The organism is Rhodococcus sp. KBW08, from assembly GCF_003852455.1.
Lineage (GTDB): Bacteria > Actinomycetota > Actinomycetes > Mycobacteriales > Mycobacteriaceae > Rhodococcus_F > Rhodococcus_F baikonurensis.
In genome coordinates this window covers 51,040-67,317 of the sequence record NZ_QAJJ01000012.1, presented here as the reverse complement: position 1 = coordinate 67,317, position 16,278 = coordinate 51,040, and the positions used below count along the sequence as shown (strand labels likewise).

Sequence of the window (16,278 nt, the reverse complement as noted above, 5' to 3'; positions counted from 1 at the left end):
GTCAGGACTTGACGGCAGCGGCTGCGGCCTTGGCAGCGTGGGGCATGGCGTCGGCGATGATCGAGAATGCTCGATCGTCGAGTGCTGCGGAGACGAACCACGCTTCGAACGCGCTCGGCGGCGGGTACACGCCGCGGGAGAGCAGCGCATGGAAGAAGGCGGGGAATCGCCAGGTCTGCGCGGCTTTGGCTTCGTCGTAGTTGGTCACTGTGTTCTCGGTGAAGAACACGCTCACCAAGGTGCCTGCGTACTGCACTCGGTGCTCGACGCCTTCGGCGGTGAGTGCTTGGGTCATGAGGTCGCCGAGGGCGGTCGCGTTCCGACCGAGCTTGGCGTACACCTCGGCGTCGGCGGCGCGCAGACTTGCGAGTCCGGCGGCGACAGCTACGGGGTTACCCGAAAGGGTGCCGGCCTGGTAGACGGGACCGTCTGGCGCGAGGTGGCCCATGATGTCGGCGCGGCCGCCGAATGCTGCGGCGGGCAGTCCGCCGCTCATGACCTTGCCGAAGGTGTAGAGGTCGCCGGCGACGTTGTCGATGCCGTACCAACCCGAGGCGCTGACGCGGAATCCCGTCATCACCTCGTCCATGATCAGGAGCGCGCCGTGCTCACGGGTGAGACGACGCAGACCCTCGTTGAAACCGGGAAGCGGCGCGACGGCGCCCATGTTTCCGGCGGCAGCTTCGGTGATGACGCACGCGATGGCGCCCGGATTGGCGGCGAACGCCGCGGCCACTGCATCGAGATCGTTGTAGCGGACGACGATGGTGTCTTCGGCTTGAGCGCCGGTCACACCGGGAGAGGTCGGCAGCCCGAACGTCGCGAGGCCCGATCCGGCATCGGCGAGAAGGGCGTCGACATGGCCGTGGTAGCAACCGGAGAACTTGATGATCTTGGTGCGTCCGGTGAATCCGCGGGCGAGGCGGACTGCGCTCATCGTGGCTTCGGTTCCGGAGTTGACCAGGCGAACCTTTTCCACGGGCGCGACGCGGGCGACGATTTCCTCGGCGAGGGCAACTTCGCCTTCGGTCGGCGCACCGAAGGAGAGACCACCGAGGGCTGCTTCGCGAACTGCTTCGACGACTGCCGGGTGAGCGTGCCCGAGAATCATCGGACCCCAGGACGACACCAGGTCGACGTAATCGTTTCCGTCGACGTCGGTGAGGGTGTAACCGGACGCCTCGCGGATGAACCGCGGTGTTCCGCCGACCGAACCGAACGCGCGGACGGGCGAGTTGACGCCACCCGGAATCACGTTGCCGGCACGTTCGAAGAGCCGAGCGGAGTTCGTTGCATGCACGTCGGGATCACCGGAAGACACAGTCACGGCTTCCAGTGTCCCAGTTCTGTCGAATCTGACAACGACAGGGTGTAGGACTTCGGTGCTCGAGGCGAGTTTTCCGGTCGAACCGGGCCCCGCGTGAGACGATTTCCGGCATGAAGCGACTGTTGACGACGCTGATGGTCTCGGCTGCGATTCTTCTCACATCGTGTGGCTCGGACGCTTCGAACGACGAAAAGGCGACAACGTCGTCGCCGCCGAGCGCCACCGACTCGGCTCGAACCACCGCGGCAACGAGCACCGACCCGGCGTTTCTCGGAGGGTGTTCAGCGGTGTCCGTCTACGTTCAGCAGCGTGTTCAGAGCGGCGAGACGTCGACGCAGACAGCGGGCGCCGACTTCCTGAAGATCGTCGAGAACGACCCTTCGTACCAGGCTATGTCCAAGAGCGAGAAGGAACTCTTCCGCAAAGGAATCGAAGCGGGTGCCGCGGGCTCCTGCTGAATGTGAGGGTTGGGATCGAACCGGGTTGCCCGCGGTGCGCTACGCGCTATCGTCGGTTCCATGGCCACCACAGCGGACCACCTCAGGACAACACTCGACGGACGCTGGCGGGAGGTGCGTGAGCGCGTTCGCGGCGAATTGAACGACGAACGTTTTGCTCCGCACTACACACCCAACACCGCCATTGCGCGCTCCAAGGCTCTCGAACAGATGCGCGTCCTCGCCGATCTCGGCTACGCCGCAAACGGTTTCGCGGTCTCTCACGGCGGAACGGGCGACGCGGGTGGCGCCGTCACCAGCATCGAGATGCTCGCGATGTCCGACCTCTCACTGATGGTCAAGGCCGGTGTCCAGTGGGGTCTGTTCGGCGGCGCCATCGAAAACCTCGGCACCGAGCGTCACCACCAGGCATACGTCAAGCCGCTGATCGATCTGGACCTGCTCGGTTGCTTTGCGATGACCGAGACCGGTCACGGCAGCGACGTCCAGGAACTCGAAACCACGGCAACCTACGACGTCGAGACGGGTGAGTTCGTCGTCAACTCCCCCACTCCGTCCTCTCGCAAGGACTACATCGGCGGCGCTGCCCAGCACGCGACCGTCGCGGCAGTGTTCGCACAGCTGATCACCGGTGGCGAAAGTCAGGGCGTCCACTGCTTTGTCGTGCCGATTCGTGACGACGCCGGCAACGACCTCCCCGGTGTCACGACGTCCGACTGCGGGCTCAAGGGCGGGCTGCCCGGAGTCGACAACGGCCGCATCGTCTTCGACCAGGTCCGCATCCCGCGTGAGAATCTGCTCAACCGTTACGCCGACGTCGCCGAGGACGGCACGTACAGTTCGGCGATCGAGAACCCGAACCGTCGTTTCTTCACGATGGTCGGCACGTTGGTTCGCGGACGTGTGACCGTCGGTGGTTCGGCGGCAGCGGCCGCCCGCGTCGGATTGGCCATTGCCGGTCGATATGCCCTGCAGCGCAGACAGTTCAGTGCCCCGAAGAGCGACGACGAGGTCCTGATCATGGACTACCTCGTCCACCAGAAGCGTCTGCTGCCGTTGATCGCCCGCTCGTATGCTCTGCAGTTCGCACAGAACGAGCTTGTTGCCGCGATGCACGACATCCAGAGCAGCGACGACCCGGATCCGCAGGAGCAGCGCGAACTTGAGGGTCGCGCCGCCGGACTCAAGGCCGCCAACACGTGGCACGCCACTCGGGCCATCCAGGAGGCACGCGAAGCCTGCGGTGGCGCAGGCTATCTCGCCGAGAACCGCCTCACCGCGCTCAAGGCTGACACCGACGTCTTCACCACGTTCGAGGGTGACAACCACGTTCTGACTCAGTTGGTTGCCAAGGAACTACTCACCTCCTACGCCGACGAAGTTCGCGGCATGAGCCCGGTCGACTGGATGCGCTTCGCCGCTACGACGGTCTCCGACGTGGTCAAGAAGCGCACGGCAGCGCAGCAGATCCTGCAGACGATCGTCGACACCCGCCAGGACAACGAAGAGGACGGCAGCCTCTTCAACCGCGGCACCCAGATGAAGATGTTCGAAGATCGCGAAGAGTACCTACTCTCCACTGCGGCAAGGCGATTGCAGGCAGCACAGAAGCGCGAGGAAAACCCGTTCGACGCGTTCAACTTCGTGCAGGACCACGTGCTCAAAGCCGCTCAGGCGCACATCGAGCGCGTCATTTTGGAAGCATTCGTCGCGGGCATCGACTCGTGTGAGGACGAGACCGCAAAGGAACTCTTCGGCGAGGTGTGCGATCTCTACGCACTGTCCGTCATCGAGGAGGACAAGGCCTGGTTCATGGAGCACCGGCACCTGTCGGTGGAGCGTTCGAAGGCCGTGACGCGCGGAATCAACGAGCGGTGCCGCACCCTGCGTCCGCACGTCGAGACGCTGATCGACGGCTTCGGCATTCCGGAGATCCTGCTGGGGTCGGCGATGCTGGACGGGCCGGGCACCGACGCGGTACGGCTGAAGTAAACAGTTCGGGTGGGGTCGGCAATCGCCGGCCCCACCACGCTCAGTGCGCTGCTGCCTTCTTCGACTGCCGAGAGGCGAGCAGTCCGGTCAGGCCGAGTGCCGCGACCAGCCAGATCCCCAGAACGAGCAGGTGCGGTCCGGCGCCGTTCCCACCGAAGTAGATGACGGAGCGGATGGGCTCCATGGCCGCTGATCCGAGCCAGAACGAATGGATGTGCTGCCAGAATCCGGGCAGGAACGACACCGGGATGGCACCGCCCGAACTCGGGAAGTTGATGAAGACGAGCACCGTCAGCACCGCGAAGATCGCGGCCTGCCCGAGCAGTCGATTGAGCAGGATGCTCACCGCACCGACGGTGAACGTGTAGAGCATCGAGATCCCCAGCAGTTGCACGATCTGACCGACCGACGCCCCGAAGGCGTGCATGAAGATGCTGGTGATTCCGAAGGCGATGAGCGGGGTGAGTACCGCCGCACCGGCCAGGATCGAATACTGCTCTCGCAGCCGCATTCTCGGCGCAACCTGACTGAGCACCGTGATGGTCAGGTAGCCACCGAGGGTGCAGACGATCAAGAAGTAGAAGAGCCCGACGGTCGAGGAGTCGCGCGCCGTGACGGGCGCCGAGTCGATCACCGTGACCTGCTGCCCCGTCTGCTCCGCGACGGAATGCGCCAAGCTGCTCACCACGGAAACCGTCGAGGCGCCCGCGCCGGTGGCGATACGTGCGGTCACGGTGTCACCGATCTCGATGGCGCCGATCGCGTCGCGGTTGTCGATCCGAGAGAGAGCGTCGGCGGCGTTGGCGGTGGCAACGATGTCGAACTTGTCACCCGACGACGCCTGGATTCCGTCGATCAGCGGGGCCGTGACGGACGACGGACCGACCACCACGATCGGGGCCTGATTCGGCGTCGGTGAGTGGAACGCGCTGACGTAACACAGGCAGAACATGATGACGAAGAACAACGGAAATGCGAGTCCACTGCCCACCATCTTCCAATTGGTCGGCGGATCGACAACCTCTTCGCTGGGAACCCGGACGTCGGCATCTGTCATATTCCACGCTCTCTTCACTCACCGCATCTAGCTGTCAACACCGTTGACAGACTCAACAGTCAACACCGTTGACACGCTATAGTCAACGCCGTTGACAACGAAGTCGGCACGCGAACACAGAGGTCGATGTCGTGACACCCACGAAGCACACGCCAGAGCAGGAACAGCCCTCGACGTCCGAGGCGATTCGCGCTGCAGCATTCCAACTATTCGGTGAGCACGGATTCGGTGGCACGTCGGTTCGCGCCATCGCCAAAGTTGCCGGAATCGATCCGGCCCTGGTGATCCGGCATTTCGGGTCAAAGGAAGCGCTGTTCCTGGAAACCACGCCGGTTGCGGACTACTTCGAAGGCCAGTTCGACGGCCCACTCGACACCCTCGGTGAGCGGATCGCAGCATTCGTCCTGGGCAAGGCCGACGCCCGGATGCTGTCGGTGTACACAGCGCTCATGCGGGCGTCGGACAGTCCACGGATCCGGGAGCGGCTGCGCGAGATGACCGGTACGTTTGCCACCAATCTCGCCGCTCGCCTCGACGGCGAAGACGCGTACACCCGAGCACTCCTGGTCTCCGCCCAGGTGTCCGGCCTGTTGAGCGTCCTCAGCGACGAGAGCATCCCCCAGTCCGCAGATCGCGACGAGTTGGCAAAACTCTACGGCCGGGCGATGCAGACGCTGATCGATCAGTACTGAGCGATGACCTCGTCGGCAAACCGTCGAATCGAGTCGAGTCGTGCCTGACGATCACCGCCATCAACTCCGTAGCGATACCACGGCAACACTCTGATTTCCGTGACTCCGAGAGCCTCGAGTTCCCGATATCCGTCCAGATCGCGAACATCCGTCGGCGAGACGTTGACGCCGAAGGGGGCATCGGCACGACCGTACTCGTCCCGCAATTCCGTGAGACGATCGATGGCGGAGGCCAATTCGGCCTTGGTCGTGTTCACCGACATCCAACCGTCAGCCAACCTGGCTGCGCGCCGCAATCCCGGTTCACTGTGCCCACCGATGTAGATCGGAACAGGAATCTCCGGAGCAGGACTGATCATCAGCGCGTCGAAATCGTAGTGCTTGCCATGGAATTCGACCCATTCGGGTCCACGTCCCGCACACACGGCCTTGATGATCTCGATGGCTTCGTCGGTACGCGCACCGCGGGTTCGCATCTCGGTACCGGTGAAAGTGAATTCCTCGGGAATCCAGGACAAACCGACGCCGAGAGCGACGCGGTTCCGCGACATCACCGCCATGGTCGATACCTGCTTGGCCGTCAACAGCGGATCACGCAGTGGGAGTTTGAACACGTTGGTGTAAAACCGAATTCGCGACGTGACGGCCGCCATTGCGGCCATGGCAATGAAGGGATCGGCCATCGGTGTCTCGGGCGACCACATCCGCTTCCCGTCAGCGGTGTACGGATACGGCGCCGACACCCGCTCCGGATAGAACACGGAATCCGGCATCGCGATTCCGTCGAAACCCACCTCTTCTGCGACCTGCGCCAACTCGCACAACTCCAGGGCGTCGATCATCGCGCCCGCCAAGGACCACTTCATCGTTCCACCATTTCGCCGCTACACCATTTCGTCAATCGCACGTCGAAAACCCTTCCATCTGCAGGAACTCACGCCGGCGACATCCAAGCATCGCCGAAGAACATGATGTCGGTGATAGTGCGTACGACGCCGTGAATGTTGCCGTCCCATGCAGTCAACACCGATGCGGGACCCCAGATCACGTAAGGCACAGTCACATTGGCGTACTCCTGCACCCTGCTGATCGCCTCACGGACAGCATCGTCCGTCGATGCAGTCTGCACAGCCGTGATCAGCGCGTCCATCTCCGGGTCCGCGAAGCCGGACGGGTTGTTCTTCGAATCACTGGCCATACTGTTGTACACATTGAGGTACGGCGCTTCTTCTCCGACCGGAGCGCCACCTCTGGTCATGTCGAAATCGTGGTCCCTGTATACCCGTCGAACCAGATCGGTCACATCGGTGGCGTAGTCGATGGTGACGTCGAAACCGATCGCGTTCAGCGACGCCTGAACCGTCAGTGCCGTCGCTTGTTGGCTCGGCTCCGAGGTGGTGAGATAACGGAGTTTCCCGTCGTACCCGTCGGACTTCGCTTGATCGAGCAGCGCTTTTGCCTTCGCCGGGTCGAACGGAATGCCTGCTGTGTTGTTGTACCAACGTGATGTCCGCGGGACCAGTTCGGAACTGGCGGTGCCCAATCCGTTGTTCGCACGGGTATCGACTGCCGCCGGATCCACCCCGGAGGCGATCGCCTGACGAATACGCACATCGGCCCCGGGCTTGCCCTCGCGATTGTTGATCGTGCCGATCCCGTTCTGTCCGGTCGGACTGAGGTAACCCGAGTATCCGTCGTCGAGAGCTTGTTTGATGACGGCCTCGTCTCGCAGAATGTACGTCATGTCGATCTGACCGCTCTTCAGCGATTCGTACTGAGACTGTGCGCCCGAAGTAGGAACGAACCGCAGTGTGTCCAGTGAAGGTTTACCGCCCTGATAATCCGTACGTGCGGCGAGTACCAGTTCTTCGTGCGGCGCGAACTTGGCCAAGGTGAACGGGCCCGCCCCGATCGGCGTGAACGCTCCGTCCCCGGTTCCTGAAACAGACCCTGCCTCTCCGCCTGAACTTCGCGCAACGATCATTCCGGGGCCGAGCGACAACAGCGCCGGGAATTGACTCCAGGGCCGCTCGAGGATGAATTCGACAGTGGTGGCGTCGGGCGTCTCGATCCGATCCACGATGTTGAGCCAGGTCTGCGATACATCGCCCTTACCTGCCACGAATCGATCGATACTCCACTTCACCGCTTCCGCGTCGAGCGGGCTCCCGTCACTGAAGGTGAGACCATCAGCCAAAGTGACGGTGTACGAGGTGAAGTCGCTGTTGTTCGACAGAGTCTTCGCGAGTTGCGGTACGAAGCCCCCGCTTGTGGAATCGCTGCGTACCAGCGTGTCGTAAATTGCGGCCATTTCGGTTCCGCCGGTCGAACCGGCGGCTTGCGTTCTGGCGGGGTCCAACGAGGAAGGGAACGAATAGGACCCGAAGGTGAGAACACCTCCGTCGACCCGTTCCCCAGTATCCCGAGCTCCCACGAAACCCGCTGCGCCACTACTGCTCGGTGAATCCGATCCCGCGGTGCCCCCACTACTGGAGGCACACCCGGTCAACCACAATGCACCGGCAAGCCCGAGCGCGACAAAGCGAGGTACGAACCGAATCTTTCCGGTGTACATACGTTCCCAATCTCGTCCGCTGATCAGATCTTGACTACCGTCGACGTCGGGATCGGATGCGAGTCCGCCTTGATCCAGCGCAGCGCCCATGTCCCCTCGGAGTGCGAATCGGTGTCGATCCAGTTGCCGTAGCCGGGATCCTTCGCCGCCACGACGATCGTCATGGTGCCGTCGTCGTTGAGCTTCGCGGTGTGATTGTTGATGTAGATGTTCGTGCGGTTGTAGTCGAGAGACTCGACCCAGAAGTTCTGCAGCACGAAGTTGAAGTACTCGCAGTTCGGGACCTCGGTCTCGATGACCCACGCCTCGTCCTCGGCGAGCTTCCAGTAACCGTGGAAGTAGAAGATCGTCGGATCACCGCCGGCGTCCTGGAAGTAGTCCTGTCCCCAGTCGAAGATCTCGTTGGCGCGGGGCTGGAATTTGCGCGACCACTCCAGGAAGGTCTCCGCCATCCCTTTCACGATCCCGACGGACTTGGTGAGGCGCTCGCCGATCTCTTCCGGAGTCAGCGGGACGAACTCCCCGTCCGGGTTCAGGCATTCGATGGTCAGATCACCGACGACCTCGTTGCGCCGATCCTTGTGGGTTTGCCGAACGGAGATGAGGTTACTTTCGGGCGCCAAAGGCAGCCAGGCACCCTCGGCGGGCTTGTCCACACTCGCGATGAACTCGAAACGGCCGTTCTCGTCGACCTCGAGGTCGTGGATGTGCAGATCGCCGGTCTGCAGCATGGTGCCGTCGATGTGGTACCGATTGACACGCGAGCCGAAGGTGATCAGCGGGACGGTGCCTCGGGTGCCGATGATCCGGTAGTTGTACTTACCGGAGATGTTGGCACGCATGTAGACGTTGTCCGGGTTGTCGGCACCGATCTTCGTCATCATGTTCGGGTTCGGAGCGGACGAGAACTGCGGCCACCGTGGATCGGTGTACTCGACACAGTTGATCGTGCCGTACCGAAGCAACCGGCTCAGGTAGCGAACGCCCTCGGCTCGAGTCAGCGGATCCTGAGGGACGATCTCGTCTTCCAGGACCTTTCCGACCTCGAGCAGATCTGCGCAAAACTTTTCCCAAACAGCGTTCATGTAAATCTCCTTGTTGTAGTGGGGCTAGGTCTGGGTCGATCAGGGTGTGGTGGCGAACTTCGCTTCGACGTCGGCAGCGCTCACGCCGAACTCCTCGAGCGAATAGCGGTGAGACGGACGACGGTGCTCGGCCAGGCTCGCCTGATGCGACGCCTCCACCGCGGCGCGGGCGTCGTCTGTGAAGGGCAGATCGAATTGTGCGTAGATCTTCTCGACTGTGCCGACCGCGTCGGAGATGAAGTCCTTGTAGTCGACGTCGATGAACTGATCCGGGTTGTAGCGGCTACGGGCACTGTTGAAGTTCGCGTTCCCTCTTGCCCACAGGTCCAGTTGCGTGCGCCCGATGGCCGGACGGTCGAAGGCTTTCGACATGTCGTGTCCGCCCTGCTCGGCAAGGCTGAAGGTGGACGCCATCGACGTCAACGGGTCCCGGAAGGTCCGGACGAACAGCGCATCCGGATAAACCGACATGATCTCGTCGATCGCGAAGACATGACTCGGGCTTTTGAGCACCCACCGTCGGTCCTGGTCGTGCAGCCCGATCAACTGCAGGTTCTTCTTGTGCCGCGCATATGTTTCGGTCCAGTCCTGCTTCGCCAGCCACCGGGTGTAGCTCGGTACGTACGCCACGGTCTCGAACGCGGTCGAGAGCATCGTCTGCTGCAGCAGACGCCAACATTCCTCGACTTCCTCCGCCCCCATGAAATGCACCTTCATCAGGTCCGCCTCGTTGCGCTGGCGCGCACGATAGAAAGTGTCGGAGCGAACGTAGTCTGCGTTCTCCGACCACTTGTCGCGCTCGGGGCGCGGCTGCGGCGTCTCGGCGAGCCACATCTCGGCGCCCTGATGCGCTGGGTCGGCACCGAGCAAGCGGTGCAGCGCGGTGCTGCCGGTGCGGGTCAACCCAACCACGAAGATCGGGCGCTCGATCGGAACGTCCATGTGCTCTGGATATTTCGCAAATCCGGCCTCACTGGTCAGGCGACCCGCGAGCGCGCCGATGATCATCTTGCGAGCGATCACCTTGCCGTGCGGAGTGAGGTCGGCCTCGTTCTGGAACGACTCGAGGAGAACTCGAAGCCCTTCGAGATAGCTGTCGCTGCCGAAGTTTTCGTACCCGGTCTCCTCACGCGCGACCTGGTGCAAGTCGTCGACGGAACCGATGCCGTCGTAATCCTGTGTCATCTGTAATTCCTTGTGGGGTGGGTTCAGTGGTGGGTGTGACCGCAGTTGACGTCGAGACATTGCCCCGCGATGGCCCTGGCCGAATCGGACAGGAGGAAGACCACAGCATTGGCAATGTCGTCCGGCTCCGGTAGCCGGCGTAGATCGGTGCCCGCCGCGATTTCGTCGTAAATGGCCTTGGGGTCGACTCCTGCTGCCGCTGCCTTCTTCTCGAACATGTTCTTCACCGAGTCCGCCCAGATATAGCCGGGAGCAACCGAATTGACTCGAACGCCTTTGGGGCCGAGATCGATCGACAAACTGCGTGCCATTGCCAGGAGCCCGGATTTCATGATGCGGTAGGCCCCGAAACCGGGAAGTTGGTTGCGCAGCACCATGGACGTGACCATCACGACAGACCCGTGCGACTCGATCAATGCCGGAGCAAATTCCCTGGTCAAGTTCAACGCCGCGAGCAAGTTGATGTCGATGCCCGACTGGATGGACGCCACGTCGGCGTCCAGGAGTGGCACCTGCGCGGGTTGAACAAACGCATTGTTCACCAGGCAATGCACCGCACCGAACTCAGCGACAGTTGTCTCCGCCAACGAAGCGATCGAATCGACGTCGGTGAGGTTCGTCGGTACGGCAAACGCAATTCCGCCGCGGTCTCGGATCTCCCTTGCCACTGATTCCAAGCGCTCGGGTGTGCGGGCAGCCAGAACAACTTTCGCTCCGGACGCCGCACTCTGCAGCGCAATCGAACGACCCAGCGCCGGGCCCACTCCCGAGACGACGACAACCTTGCCTGCCAACAGGCCCGGATGGGTCAGCACTGTGCCTGCGGATCGAGAACAACACTGAGAGAAACGATCTTGCAGTCATCGTCGAACTCGAACAGGTCGGTGGCGGCGAAGTCGGGCATCCCGACCCGCTGAACCCGAAGCTGCATGGCTGCGAACTTTCCCGTCACCGAAATCGGCCCGAGCAGGCTGACGGTGAAGTCGACCTGGGCGCACGCCGTGTCGAATGCGCGAATCTCGTCGATCCCGCGGTAAGTCGTGACACCCAGCGGCTCATGTTGAACTGCGTCGGGCGCAAACAGCGCGACCAGGCCGTCGACGTCGTGACTTGCGAGACAATTGACGTAATCTTCTACAGCAGAAACTATTTCAGCCCTGTCAGGCATGGATGCTCCTCGAGTTCAGACGGATCGAGAAATGGTTCCGCGGGCGCGGAGATAGTCGATGATCGCGATCGCAGCGTCCTCGGTCGTCGTGACACTGGTGTCGATGTGGATATCGGGGTGCTGAGGTGGTTCGTACGGCGAATCGATGCCGGTGAAGTTCACCAATTCCCCACGTCGAGCTTTCTTGTACAGCCCCTTGGGATCTCGCTCCTCTGCGACGGCAAGAGCGGTGTCGACGAAGATTTCGACGAACTGTTGGTCGCCGATCAATTCACGGGCGGCATGACGCTCGGCCTCGAACGGTGAAATGAAGGACGCGAGCACGATCAGGCCGGCATCCGCCATCAGGCGGGTGACTTCCGTGACGCGGCGGATGTTCTCGACGCGGTCGGCTTCGGTGAATCCGAGGTCTCGATTCAGCCCGTGACGGACGTTGTCTCCGTCGAGGAGGTAGGTGTGCGCGCCGAGTGCGTGCAGTTGACGCTCGACATCGTTGGCGATGGTCGACTTTCCCGAACCGGAGAGGCCCGTGAACCACAGAACTGCAGGTTGGTGACCCTTGAGCCTGGTGTGCGCGGCCTCGTCGACGTCGACGGATTGCCAGTGAATGTTGTCCGATCGACGCAGCGAGTGCGTGATCATGCCCGCACCGACAGTGCTGTTGGTCAGGCGGTCGATGAGGATGAAGCTACCGGTGTCACGGTTGCCGACGTACGGGTCGAACGGGACGGGCCGATCGAAACTGAGGTTGCACACTCCGATTTCGTTGAGCGCGAGAGTAGTCGTTGCAGTCTTCTCGAGAGTGTTGACGTTGATCTTGTGTTTGGGTTTCGTGATGCGCGCAGTGACGGTGACGGTACCGATCTGGCACAGGAACGGCCGCTCAGGCAGCATGGGAGCCTCACCCATCCAGACGATGCAGGCCTCGAACTGATCGGCGACGGCCGGCGGGTTGTCGCCGATGGACAGCACATCACCGCGGCTGATGTCGATCTCGTCGGCGAGCGTGATCGTGACCGAGCGGCCCGCGCCGGCAACGTCGAGGTCGCCACCCATGGTCACGATGCGCTCGACCGTGGACGTCTTTCCACTGGGGAGTACGCGGATGGGATCTCCGGGAGATACGGTGCCGGAGACGATCTGGCCGGAGAATCCCCGGAAGTCGAGGTCCGGTCGGTTGACCCACTGCACCGGCATCCGGAACGGAGCCGCAGCGGCAGCATCGTCGATGTCCACGCTTTCGAGATGTTCGATCAGGCTGGGTCCGGAGTACCACGGGGTATTCGCGCTGCGCTCGGTGAGATTGTCACCCATGTATGCCGACATCGGAATGGCGACAAACCCGTCGAGACCGATCTCGTGAGCGAACTCTGCGTAATCCGCGGTGATGGCATCGAAGACCTCTTGCGAGTAGTCGACGAGGTCTAGCTTGTTCACGGCCAGCACCACGTGCTTGATCCCGAGCAAGGACACGAGATACGAGTGCCGACGGGTCTGAGTCAGTATGCCCTTGCGGGAATCGACAAGGATCACAGCAAGATCGGCCGTCGATGCGCCCGTCACCATGTTCCGGGTGTACTGCTCATGCCCCGGAGTATCAGCGACGACGAACTTGCTTCGCTCGGTCGTGAAGTAGCGGTAGGCGACGTCGATCGTGATGCCCTGCTCACGTTCGGCGGCGAGACCGTCGACCAGGAGAGCGAAATCGAGCCCCTCCCCCTGCGTTCCGCTCTTGCGCGAATCGGCTTCGAGCGCCGTGAGCTGGTCGTCGAAGACGAGTTTCGATTCGTAGAGCAGACGGCCGATCAAGGTGCTCTTGCCGTCGTCGACGCTGCCGCAGGTGATGAATCGCAGCATGCTCTTGTTCGCATGACGTTCGAGGTACGCCTCGATGTCGTCAGCGATCAATTCAGAGGAAACAGTCATCAGAAGTACCCCTCTTGCTTCTTCTTTTCCATCGACGCACTCGAGTCGTGGTCGATGACCCGTCCCTGGCGTTCGGAAGTGGTGGTGAGCAACATTTCCGAGATGATCTCGGTCAGACTCGTTGCGGCCGATTCGACGGCACCGGTCAGCGGGTAACAGCCGAGGGTGCGGAAACGAACGCTCTTGAGTTCCGGAGTCTCGCCCGGCAGCAACGGCATCCGGTCGTCGTCGACCATGATCAGCGCACCGTCCCGCTCGACGACGGGCCGCTTGTCGGCAAAATACAGCGGAACGATCGGAATCTCTTCCTGGCGTATGTATTCCCACACATCCAGCTCGGTCCAGTTCGAGAGCGGGAAGACGCGCAGGCTTTCGCCCGGCGCTTTGCGGACGTTGTACATCCGCCACAACTCTGGTCGCTGCTGCTTGGGATCCCAGCGGTGCGCAGCCGATCGGATCGAGAAGATCCGTTCCTTGGCACGGGATTTTTCTTCGTCGCGCCGGGCACCACCGAACGCCGCGTCGAATTTGTAGTGATCGAGGGCTTGTTTGAGACCTTCTGTTTTCCACATGTCGGTATGGACAGCGCTGCCGTGAGTGAACGGGTTGATCCCCTGCTTCACGCAGTCCGGATTGGTGTGGACGATGAGATCGAGATCGCCTGCAGCAGCGGTACTGTCACGAAGTTTGTACATCTCGCGAAACTTCCACGTGGTGTCGACGTGCAACAGCGGAAACGGCAGCTTCGACGGATAGAAGGCCTTGCGCGCCAGATGCAGCATCACCGCGGAATCTTTGCCCACCGAGTACAGCATCACCGGGTTCTCACTCTGCGAGGCAGCTTCACGCATGATGTGAATACTCTCGGCTTCGAGTCGTTCGAGGTGCGTCAGTGTCGCGGTCATCGGCCCAGTTCCTCCAGTGCTTTCGGGGCGAGTTCGGGCAAGCAGATGAGGAGATCCGGCAACCACGGTTTTTCCTGGTTGTAGCAAAGCTCACTGCCGTCGATACGTGAAACATGCAGTCCTGCAGCACGTGCGACGGCAACGGGCGCCGCCGAATCCCACTCGTACTGTCCGCCCGCATGCGCATAGATGTCTGCGTCACCCGAGACGACCGCCATTGCTTTGGCTCCGGCGGATCCCATTTCGATCAACTCCGCGCCCATGGAGTCGGCCATGCGCATGACCGGTTCCGGACGCCGCGTCCGCGATACGACAACACGAACCGGCGTCGCGGAATCCCGCCCGGTTCGATCATCACCGCTGCAATAGGTGACGCCGAGGGCAGGCATTGCGACCGCACCTGTTGTGAGGACGCCGTTTTCGGTCAGTGCAACATGCACGGCCCAGTCCGATCGGCCGGCCTCGCCGTACTCACGGGTGCCGTCGAGAGGGTCGACGATCCACACCCGATCCGCAGCCAGCCTCGCGAGGTCGTCAACACCTTCCTCCGACAGCACTGCATCCGCAGGGAAGCGTCGGGCAAGTTCGGCGACGATGAATTCATGACTGAGTCGATCGGCCGCGTTCTTGAAAGTCGCGGCATCACCGTCGTTTTCGCCGAGGGATTTGCGGTGTTCGAGCAGAAGTTCTCCAGCCGCGGTGGCGATGTCGATCGCCGCGCGTTCATCGTTAGTGCGTGTCATAGGTACTCCACAACTGTGTAGACCTCCCGATCGATACGGGAAGAAAGGTCAGGCCGACCGCAGAGTGTCCAGCGCGATGCACTGGTCTCGATGTGGTCTGCGCCATACCGTAACACCAGAATGAACGATGTTCATTCTATTTCGAACAATGTTCATTCTATGATCTGTATCACATTTCATTCTGGGTGGCGTTCACAACGAACGGTGTTCGATGTGAATTGAGGATGCCGACCACCACGACTACGGTGATCAAATGAGCAGTACCAGCAGCAAGTCGATCTACGGCGACGCCGAAGTGCGTCGACGCCGAACGCTCGACGCGGCGATTTCGCTTCTGGACGAGGGCGGCTACTCCGCGCTCACCATCCGCGCGGTCGCCAAACGAGCCGGCACCAGCACCGGACTGATCTACCAGTACTTCGTCGACAAGCAGGACATCTTCGCCGCCCTCCTCAGCGAGAGTCAGCTGGAAATGGCCGATTTCGTGAACTCGCTCCCCCGCGAGCAGGGGCTGAGCGCATTACTCGAGTCCGTGATCTCCGAGTTTGCTCGGCACTGGGCACGGGTGGGCCGACTCACCACCACCTGGCGCGACATCGAAGGCATGGCCGGCTCCGACCGAGAGAGCATGCGGGAACTTCACGCATCCGTAGCGGTCTTCAACTCGGCGTTGATTCGAGCGCTCACGGAATCTGCTGCAGCCGAAGGAAACCGGTTGATCGACGACCCCGCGCTTGTCCATGTGGTGCTCTCCGGGCTCAAAGGCCTGTCGGACACCATCGTCATCAACGTCGCCAAAGAGATCACACCCGAGCATTTCGTGAACTTCTCCGCCCGGGCGCTCGCGCGGTCCATCACGCAGTGACGGACCGGCACCTTACGAACGAACGAGACGAGCGATGGCCGCCTGAGCTTCCTTGATCTTGACGTCCGCTTCCGGACCACCCTGCTTGGCAGCTTCGACGACGCAACCAGCAAGGTGGGCGTCGAGAAGCTTCAGGGATACGGACTGCAACGCGCTCGTCGCGGCGGACACCTGGGTGAGCACGTCGATGCAGTAACGGTCGTCTGCGACCATGCGCGAGATTCCGGCTACCTGACCTTCGATACGACGAAGGCGCTTGAGCAGATCGTCCTGCTCGGGGCTGTAACTACTCATACCGCA

Annotated in this window: 16 protein-coding genes; 4 read left to right on the top strand and 12 right to left on the bottom strand. The window is 61.9% G+C overall.

What is annotated here, in order from left to right:
- Position 1: 1 nt before the first annotated feature.
- Positions 2–1,327 carry a glutamate-1-semialdehyde 2,1-aminomutase gene (gene hemL / locus DBV08_RS16990; RefSeq protein WP_095970365.1) on the bottom strand — a complete coding sequence of 442 codons (1,326 nt, stop codon included), beginning with the start codon at positions 1,325–1,327 and terminating at the stop codon, positions 2–4.
- Between the two features lie 110 nt (positions 1,328–1,437).
- On the opposite strand from hemL, the gene DBV08_RS16985 reads away from it, so the two are divergent.
- Both DBV08_RS16985 and DBV08_RS16980 read left to right on the top strand, forming a co-directional pair.
- Positions 1,438–1,785: a hypothetical protein gene (locus DBV08_RS16985; RefSeq protein WP_124568203.1), complete on the top strand. Its 348-nt coding sequence runs from the start codon at positions 1,438–1,440 to the stop codon at positions 1,783–1,785.
- A 60-nt stretch (positions 1,786–1,845) separates the two neighbouring features.
- Positions 1,846–3,777, top strand: a complete 1,932-nt coding sequence (locus DBV08_RS16980; RefSeq protein ID WP_124568202.1) for an acyl-CoA dehydrogenase — start codon at positions 1,846–1,848, stop codon at positions 3,775–3,777.
- A 40-nt stretch (positions 3,778–3,817) separates the two neighbouring features.
- Here the strand turns inward: DBV08_RS16980 and DBV08_RS16975 are convergent, their stop codons facing one another.
- Positions 3,818–4,834, bottom strand: coding sequence for an ABC transporter permease (locus DBV08_RS16975; RefSeq protein WP_124568201.1), 1,017 nt, complete (start codon positions 4,832–4,834; stop codon positions 3,818–3,820).
- A 131-nt stretch (positions 4,835–4,965) separates the two neighbouring features.
- Here DBV08_RS16975 and DBV08_RS16970 point away from each other — a divergent pair, with 131 nt between their 5' ends.
- The gene (locus tag DBV08_RS16970; RefSeq protein WP_050656212.1) at positions 4,966–5,526 is read left to right on the top strand and encodes a TetR family transcriptional regulator; all 561 of its coding nucleotides are present in this window, start codon (positions 4,966–4,968) and stop codon (positions 5,524–5,526) included.
- Here DBV08_RS16970 and DBV08_RS16965 read toward each other — a convergent pair.
- The 9 genes from DBV08_RS16965 to DBV08_RS16925 form a co-directional block, all read right to left on the bottom strand.
- Positions 5,517–6,392 (bottom strand): TIGR03619 family F420-dependent LLM class oxidoreductase, encoded by an 876-nt coding sequence (locus tag DBV08_RS16965; RefSeq protein ID WP_124568200.1) that lies wholly within the window; start codon positions 6,390–6,392, stop codon positions 5,517–5,519. The genes DBV08_RS16970 and DBV08_RS16965 overlap by 10 nt on opposite strands.
- A 68-nt stretch (positions 6,393–6,460) precedes the next feature.
- Positions 6,461–8,101: an ABC transporter substrate-binding protein gene (locus DBV08_RS16960; RefSeq protein WP_124568267.1), complete on the bottom strand. Its 1,641-nt coding sequence runs from the start codon at positions 8,099–8,101 to the stop codon at positions 6,461–6,463.
- A gap of 23 nt (positions 8,102–8,124) precedes the next feature.
- Positions 8,125–9,186: a DUF1214 domain-containing protein gene (locus DBV08_RS16955; protein ID WP_124568199.1), complete on the bottom strand. Its 1,062-nt coding sequence runs from the start codon at positions 9,184–9,186 to the stop codon at positions 8,125–8,127.
- A 39-nt stretch (positions 9,187–9,225) separates the two neighbouring features.
- Positions 9,226–10,371, bottom strand: coding sequence for a sulfotransferase (locus tag DBV08_RS16950; RefSeq protein ID WP_124568198.1), 1,146 nt, complete (start codon positions 10,369–10,371; stop codon positions 9,226–9,228).
- A 23-nt stretch (positions 10,372–10,394) separates the two neighbouring features.
- Positions 10,395–11,186: an SDR family oxidoreductase gene (locus tag DBV08_RS16945; RefSeq protein WP_124568197.1), complete on the bottom strand. Its 792-nt coding sequence runs from the start codon at positions 11,184–11,186 to the stop codon at positions 10,395–10,397.
- On the bottom strand, positions 11,180–11,539 hold the full coding sequence (locus tag DBV08_RS16940; protein WP_124568196.1) for a nuclear transport factor 2 family protein: 360 nt from the start codon (positions 11,537–11,539) through the stop codon (positions 11,180–11,182). The genes DBV08_RS16945 and DBV08_RS16940 overlap by 7 nt, the downstream gene beginning before the upstream one ends.
- A gap of 15 nt (positions 11,540–11,554) precedes the next feature.
- Entirely contained in the window at positions 11,555–13,465 is a 1,911-nt protein-coding gene (gene cysN / locus DBV08_RS16935) for a sulfate adenylyltransferase subunit CysN (protein ID WP_124568195.1), read from the bottom strand.
- Positions 13,465–14,370, bottom strand: coding sequence for a sulfate adenylyltransferase subunit CysD (gene cysD, locus DBV08_RS16930; protein ID WP_124568194.1), 906 nt, complete (start codon positions 14,368–14,370; stop codon positions 13,465–13,467). The genes cysN and cysD overlap by 1 nt, the downstream gene beginning before the upstream one ends.
- Positions 14,367–15,113: a 3'(2'),5'-bisphosphate nucleotidase CysQ gene (locus DBV08_RS16925; protein ID WP_124568193.1), complete on the bottom strand. Its 747-nt coding sequence runs from the start codon at positions 15,111–15,113 to the stop codon at positions 14,367–14,369. The genes cysD and DBV08_RS16925 overlap by 4 nt, the downstream gene beginning before the upstream one ends.
- A gap of 253 nt (positions 15,114–15,366) precedes the next feature.
- On the opposite strand from DBV08_RS16925, the gene DBV08_RS16920 reads away from it, so the two are divergent.
- Complete coding sequence (locus tag DBV08_RS16920) at positions 15,367–15,978, top strand: TetR/AcrR family transcriptional regulator (RefSeq protein WP_124568192.1); 612 nt, start codon at positions 15,367–15,369, stop codon at positions 15,976–15,978.
- Positions 15,979–15,990: 12 nt separating this feature from the next.
- On the opposite strand, the gene DBV08_RS16915 is transcribed toward DBV08_RS16920, so the two are convergent.
- Complete coding sequence (locus DBV08_RS16915) at positions 15,991–16,272, bottom strand: metal-sensitive transcriptional regulator (RefSeq protein ID WP_003942012.1); 282 nt, start codon at positions 16,270–16,272, stop codon at positions 15,991–15,993.
- Positions 16,273–16,278 lie beyond the last annotated feature (6 nt).